This window comes from Methylobacterium sp. WL12 (assembly GCF_008039475.1).
GTDB lineage: Bacteria > Pseudomonadota > Alphaproteobacteria > Rhizobiales > Beijerinckiaceae > Methylobacterium > Methylobacterium cerastii.
The window spans coordinates 23,894-30,538 of sequence record NZ_VRUW01000061.1; the positions used below are offsets into that span (position 1 = coordinate 23,894).

Genomic DNA, 6,645 nt, shown 5'->3' on the forward strand with positions numbered 1-6,645 from the left:
CCGTCAGCCCTCCCTGGCCGCGGGCGCGAGGCTCGCGAGGTAGGTCGTCCGCGGGCGCGTGTTCAGGTCGCCGAGCAGGGCGTAATTGCGTCCGTCGCCCCGCGCCTTGTTAACTTGGCTTTCCGGATCGGACAGGTTCCCGAAGGTGATGGCGCGGGTCGGACAGGCGCCCTGGCAGGCGGTCTCGACGGTTCCGTCGGGGATCGGCGCGTGCGCGTCCTTGGCCGAGTCGATGCGGGCGGCGGCGATGCGCTGGACGCAGTAGGTGCACTTCTCCATCACGCCGCGGGCGCGAACCGTCACGTCCGGGTTGCGCTGCTGCTGGGCCACCGCGGGCATGTCGCCGGTGTAGTCGAGGTAGTTGAAGCGGCGGACCTTGTACGGGCAGTAGCTCTGGCACGTCCGGGTGCCGACGCAGCGGTTGTAGACCTGCAGGTTGAGGCCCTCGCTGTCGTGCAGCGTCGCCTCGACCGGGCAGCCGACCTCGCACGGCGCGTTCTCGCAATGCATGCAGGGCACCGGCTGGAAATGCGTGTCCGGCGCATCGAGATCGCCCGCGTAGTAGCGGTCGACCCGCAGCCAGCCCATCCAGCGGCCGCGCTCGACCTCCTCGCGCCCGACGACCGGGATGTTGTTCTCGGATTGGCAGGCTGTGATGCAGGCGTTGCAGCCGATGCAGGCGTCGAGGTCGATCGCCATCGCCCAGGCTGCGGTCGCGCCGCGCCCCGCAGCGGCGGGCTTGGGATAGAACGAGGCCAGTTCGTAGGCTTTGGTGTCGCCGACCGGCTCCGCGCCCTGACGCTGGACGCGGACGAGGTCCATGCCCTCCATCGTGCCGAGATCCTGCGTCGTCGCGGGCAGCCGGCGGCGGCCGGTCTTCTCCAGCGTCGCGCCCGCCAGCAGCCACGGGTCCATCGCCGGTCGCAGCGCGTTGGCGTCGTAGCCGAGGCCCCGCGAGAGGTGGTCGGGCACGTCGCGGCCGTAGCCGAGCGAGAGGCTGACCGTGTTCTCGGCTTGGCCCGGTGTGATCCAGGCCGGCCCCTCGATCGCGTGTCCGTCCGCCGCGATCCGCACGATGTCGCCGTTGGCGAGGCTGCGCCGCTCGGCGAGCTTCGGGCTGATGCCGACGACGTTCTCCCACACGATCTTGGTAAGCGGCTTCGGCAGTTCCTGCAGCCAGCCGAGGTCGGCCAGCGTCCCGTCCCAGACCGTCGGGTCCGGGCGGAACACCACCTCGATGGCATCGTCGCTTGACGGCGCCACGGTTGGCGCCGGCCCCGAGGCGGTCAACGCCATCGTTTCCGGCTTCGCGGCGCTGTCGGGCAGGAAGCCGCTGCGCAGGGCGTCCTCGAAGCGTGCCTGGAACGCGGTGTCGTCCTCCGATCCACCGCGCATCTGCCGCTTCAGCAGGTCGAGGCCGTTCGCGATCGTTCCACGATCGAGGAAGGCCAGCATCTCGTTCGCGGAGCGACCGTTGTAGAGCGGCGCGACCGTCGGCTGGACCAGGCTGACGGTGCCGTCGAGCGAGCGGGCGTCGCCCCAGGATTCGAGCGGATGCGCCAGCGGCAGGTGCCAGTCCGAATGGGCCGCGGTCTCGTCGTAGTAGAGCCCGGTGTGGATCTTGAGCGGCACGCGCTCCATCGCCTGCGCGAACCCCAGGGCGCCCGGCGCCTCGTAGACCGGGTTCACGCCGAGCACGATCAGGGTCTCGACCGAACCCTCCGCCATGGCCGTGCTGAGGTCGCGGAGCGCTCCGGCGCCGATCGCCTGGGCCGGCGCGGTGTGGCGGACCGTCGTGCCGGCATTCCCCAGCGCGCCGTTCAGCCGGTGGACGAGCGCGTGCAGCTCCGGCGACCCGCACAGGCCCGCTGTAACGATGCCGGCGCCGCGGGCTTCGTTCAGCGCCGCGAAGGCACGCTTCAGCCAGGCTTCGGAGGCGCCGTCGGCGGACGACGCCGAACCGCCCTCAGCGAGGCTCAGCAGGTCCCGCGCGAGCGCTTCCATGCGGGCTCCCGGGACCGCCACGGCGTAGTCGGCCTTGGCGCTCGTCAAGGTCGGCGTTGCCGCCGCGGCATGCAGGGTGAGGAGGTGGCCGGCCGCATAGGACGCCTTGCGCGCCTCGCTCCAGCGCCGCGACAGCCCGACCTGGCCGGGGCCGAGATCGAGGATGTCGCCGTCGAGCGCGACGATGGTCCGTGCGCTTGTAAAGTCGAGGAGCGTCTCGACCGGACGGCCGAAGGCGCGCTTGGCCCCGTCGTACAGGCTGTCGCGCGCGACGCCTGCGCTGACGTACCAGCGCATCGCCGGATAGGTCTCCCGCATCCGTGCGATCTCGGCCTGGAGCGACGGCGAGGTCACGGGACCGGTGAGGAGGGCGAGGCCTTCGCCGCCCTTGGCCTGCCAGACCGGCATCTGCGCGAGCATCGCGCCCTGGAACGCCGCCCAGGAACTCGGCCGCCCGATATGCTGGACGGCCTGCGAGCGGAACGGGTCGTAGAGGCCCAGCACCGAGGCCTGCGCCAGAATGTCGGTGCCGCCCCGACTCCAGGGATGGTCGGGGTTGCCCTCGATCTTCAGCGGCCGGCCGTTGCGGGTGGTGACGAGGATGCCGTTGGCGAACCCGTCGAACAGCGCCGACGAGGCGTAGCTCAAGGGGGCGCCGGGAACGATCCGCTCCGGCGCGTTGACGTAGGGCAGCTCGTTGTGGCGCCCGTCTCCGGAATCGCAGGCCGACAGGCCGGCGAGCGTGAAGGAGGCCGCCATCAGCTTCAGGAACCCGCGCCGCTCCGGCGCCGCGGCGAGCCGCGCGGCGGCCGGGAACTCGGCTTCGAGGTAGCTGCGGAACTCGGCGGTGTCGGCGACGGCGTCGAGGCTGCGCCAGAAGGAAGGCCCGTCGCCGGACGCGAGGCGGGCGCGGATCGCGCCGATGTCGTGGTGCCCGGTCATGTGCGGTCCGTCTCCATCAGCGATGACAGATCGCGCATTCGGTGAGGCGCTCACCTCCCTGAATGTGGTTCTTGGCGACGAGTTCCGGCCCGAGCGTCGCCTGGTTCGCGGGCGGCTTCCACGTCATGTTCCAGACCTGGTCCTGCGGGCGGACGTACTTCGCCGGGTCGCGGTGGCAATCGAGGCAGAACTGCATCTCGAAGGCGTTGGCGCGGTAGGTCATCTGCATGCTGGTGACGTCGCCGTGGCAGGTCGAGCAGCCGATCCCCTTCGTCACGTGCACGGAGTGGTTGTAGTAGACGTAGCTCGGCAGCTTGTTGAGGCGCACCCATTGCAGCGGCTCGTCGCGGGCGAAGCTGTCGCGCACCGGCTTGAGCATGTCCGACCCGGTCCAGATCTGCGAATGGCAGGTCATGCAGGTATGGGTCGGCGGGATGCCGGCGGTGGCCTGCGTCTCCACCGTGGTGTGACAGTAGCGGCAGTCGACCCCGAGCTCGCCCGAATGGTGCTTGTGGCTGAACGGCACCGGCTGGGCCGGCGCGATGCCGACGCCGGTGACGTAGTCCGATCGGACGATGCCCGCGGCGACGATCGGGATTCCGGCGAGGCACGCGACGCCGGTGAGCAGGGCGAGCCGATAGATCGCGTCGGCGCCGGGTGAGAACAGCTGCGCCATCAGCCCACGGCCCGCTGGGACCGGAACCGGTGGATGTCTTCGGTGGGTCGCGTCGCCAAGATGTCAGAACTCTGCGTTTCGATGCCCCCGAACCGCCGACGAAGCATGACCCGTTCCGCGGTGTCGATGCAATGCGACGCAGGTTCGCTCTTGCCCGATCGACGGTCGGCTCTATGGAAGAATTCCAAGCTGAACGACAGGGGGCGATTGGCCGCGTTCACCGGCTGAGCGGGTCGCGTGCGGTGGCGCGCTTTCCGCGGGCTCGAAGAGCGCCTATGCGCTCCGATGCGGCCTGCGATCAGGCGGCCGCTCGGGACAGCCGATGCGGACCCTTTCGACCACGTGAGCGGCCATGGAGCCTGATCCGATCGTCCTCGCCTGGCGTGCGGCGCGCGGGCGCCACGTCGCCGCGGTCGCGCTGGCGCTCGGCCTCGGCGGCCCGCTCTGCATCCTCGCGCTGCTCTGCCTGCGCGACCTCGTCCACACCCTCGGCCACGACGAGGCCACGGCTTTGGTGTTCCTGCGCGTCGCGATCCCCCGCGTCGCGGACGACCTCGTCCTGTTCCCGGGGTGGAGCCTGGCACCGCTCGACCTCGAGCGCGCCGCCTTCCTCGGCCTTTCGGCTTGCGCGATCGCGCTCGCAGGCCTCGGCTGGTTCGTCGCCGTCCTGTCCTTCTCGGCGCAGGGACGCGCCGTCTTCCGCCTGCGGGAGGCCGCGACCGCGGCGATCCTCGATGCGCCCCCGGGCGCCCGCGAGGAGGCGCGCGGCCTCGCCGGCCTCCTGGGGCAGACGCTCGGCCGGATCGACGGCCTGCTCGCCATCGGCATCCTCGTCCCGGCGATGGCGCTGGGCGCTATCCTCGTCGCCCTCGGCTTCGCGGCGCTCGCCGCGCCGCGCCTCGTCCCCGCCACGGCGGTGGGATTGTTCGCGGCTGCGCTGGCGCGCGAGCTGATCCTCCGCCGCTCGGCCGCGCGCGGCGCGCTCCGCCTGCGGTCGAGCGCGCTCGCCGAGCGGACGCTCGGGGACCTCGTACGGCGGATGCCGGCGGTGCGGATTCACGGCTCCGCGACCCTCGAGCGCGCCCGCATCGCCGAAAAGGCGGCGGCGACCCGCGCGGCCCTGGCCCGGGCCGAGGCGAAGCTCGCCTACGCCCGCGCGCCTTCGCTCGCCCTGGCCATCATCCTGCCGGCGTTGGCGGCCGGCGCCGCCCTGTGGCGCGGCGGCGGCGACGGCGCCCCGCCCGCCCGCGACGTCGACCCGGCCGCCCTGGTCGCGGCGGCGGGCGCGTTCGCGATCGCGGCGATCCTGATCGCCCTGTCGCTCAACCTCTGGCGGCTGCGCGAGGGCCTGAAGCCGGTCTTCGGCGAGACCGCCCGCACGATCGCGAGCCTGCAGGGCCGCCGTGGGCGAAAGGGCGGCCTCGCGGTGCCGCGCTCCGGCGACCTCGCTGCGCACGGCGTCGGCGCCTACGACGCCGCGACCGGCGAACGGCTTTCGGGCGTCGACCTCAACCTCGCGATGCCGTCCCACGTCGCGATCATCGGCGGCCGCGGAAGCGGCGCCCGGGTGCTTGCCGCGATCCTGGCGGGCCAGGTCGCGCCGACGGCGGGCAGCGTCACCTATGCCGGGCACGATCTCGGAGGGTTCGACGCCGCCGACCGCGCCCGGCGCATCGCGTTCGCGGCCGGCGAGGCGATCCTGGTCGAGGGCAGCTTGCGCGCCAACATCCTCTACGGCGCCGATCCCTCGGCAGCCCCCGACCAGCCCGCCTTCGTCGAGATCCTGCGGATCACCGGGCTCGACGCCTTCGCCTACGCCCGCGGCCTCCTCGGCCGGGTCGATCCCATTGCTGCGCCGGACTTCGCCCGCGCCCTGGTGGCCGCCCGCGCGACGATGCGGGCGGTGCTTCGGGCCGAGGGGGCCGAGCGCCTGGTCGAGCCGTTCGATCCCGCCCGCTACAACCATCAGGCGACGGTCGGCGAGAACATCCTGTTCGGCGAGCCGGTGGGCCCGACCTTCGCGCCCAAGCGCTTGGCGCGGCATCCCTACATGCGGGCGGTGCTGGAGGCGGAAGACCTCGTCCGCCCGCTCACCGAGATCGGCCTCGCCGTCGCGCGGAGCACCGTCGAGATCTTCGCCGAGCTGCCCAACGACCATCCGCTGTTCGATGCGTTCTCCCTCTTCCCGGCGGACGAGCGCGGCTACTTCGAGGATCTGGTGGTGCGCCAGCCGAGCGCGGTCGCCCTGCGTCGCGGCCCGGCGGGCCAGCGCGACCGCGAGCGGCTGATCGGTCTGGCGTTGCGCTACAGCGAAACCCGCCACCGCTTCGGCCTGATCGATCCGGCGTTCGAAGAGAGGCTCGTGGCCGCCCGCCAGTCCTTCGCGCGGATGCTGCCGTCGTATCTCGCCGCGGCTGTGGAGTTCTACGATCCGACGCGGATCAACCCGGCGGCCAGCGTCGAGGAGAACCTGCTGTTCGGCCGCGTCAGCCAGGGCGAGGCCGGCGCCGAGCCGCGGGTGCGCGCGATCGTCCGGCGGGTGCTGACCGAGGAGGGCCTGGAGGCCTCGGTCTACCGCCTCGGGCTCGAGAGCCGCGTCGAACCCGGCAGCGCCGGCACCGGCTCGGTCGCGGGCGAGGGCGCGATTCCGGTCGAGATGCGCATCGCGATCGACCTCGCCCGCTGCCTGATCCGCCAGCCCGACATCGTCGTGGTCGCGATCCTGCTCGACGAGCGCAAGCCCGCCGAGATCGCGGCGCGCATCACCCGCCTGCGCGCGGCCCGCGCCGGCCGCGGCCTCGTCGTCTGCGTCCCGGACGCCGCCGACCTCGCCGCCCTCGATCCCTTCGACGCGGTGATCGCCGTGGAGAACAGCACGGTGGTGCCGCTGCAGCCGGACGCAGCCCGCACGCTCGAGCCGGCGTGAAGCCATACGGGCGCCGTATTGGCCGCACAGGCTCGTCCCTGCGTGCCCGCCTCGTGCAGGGCCGCGTCGGCCGCGACGTCGCGCGCCCCTCCCGCCC

At 72.5% G+C, this 6,645-nt stretch carries 3 protein-coding genes; 1 reads left to right on the forward strand and 2 read right to left on the reverse strand.

What is annotated here, in order from left to right; genetic code table 11:
• Positions 1–3: 3 nt before the first annotated feature.
• A complete protein-coding gene (locus FV226_RS19460) occupies positions 4–2,946 on the reverse strand; it encodes a TAT-variant-translocated molybdopterin oxidoreductase (RefSeq protein ID WP_147764179.1) in 2,943 nt (980 codons plus the stop codon).
• A gap of 16 nt (positions 2,947–2,962) precedes the next feature.
• Complete coding sequence (locus tag FV226_RS19465; RefSeq protein WP_147752854.1) at positions 2,963–3,622, reverse strand: cytochrome c3 family protein; 660 nt, start codon at positions 3,620–3,622, stop codon at positions 2,963–2,965.
• 352 nt (positions 3,623–3,974) lie between these two features.
• On the opposite strand from FV226_RS19465, the gene FV226_RS19470 reads away from it, so the two are divergent.
• Positions 3,975–6,548 carry an ABC transporter ATP-binding protein/permease gene (locus FV226_RS19470; protein WP_147764180.1) on the forward strand — a complete coding sequence of 858 codons (2,574 nt, stop codon included), beginning with the start codon at positions 3,975–3,977 and terminating at the stop codon, positions 6,546–6,548.
• Positions 6,549–6,645 lie beyond the last annotated feature (97 nt).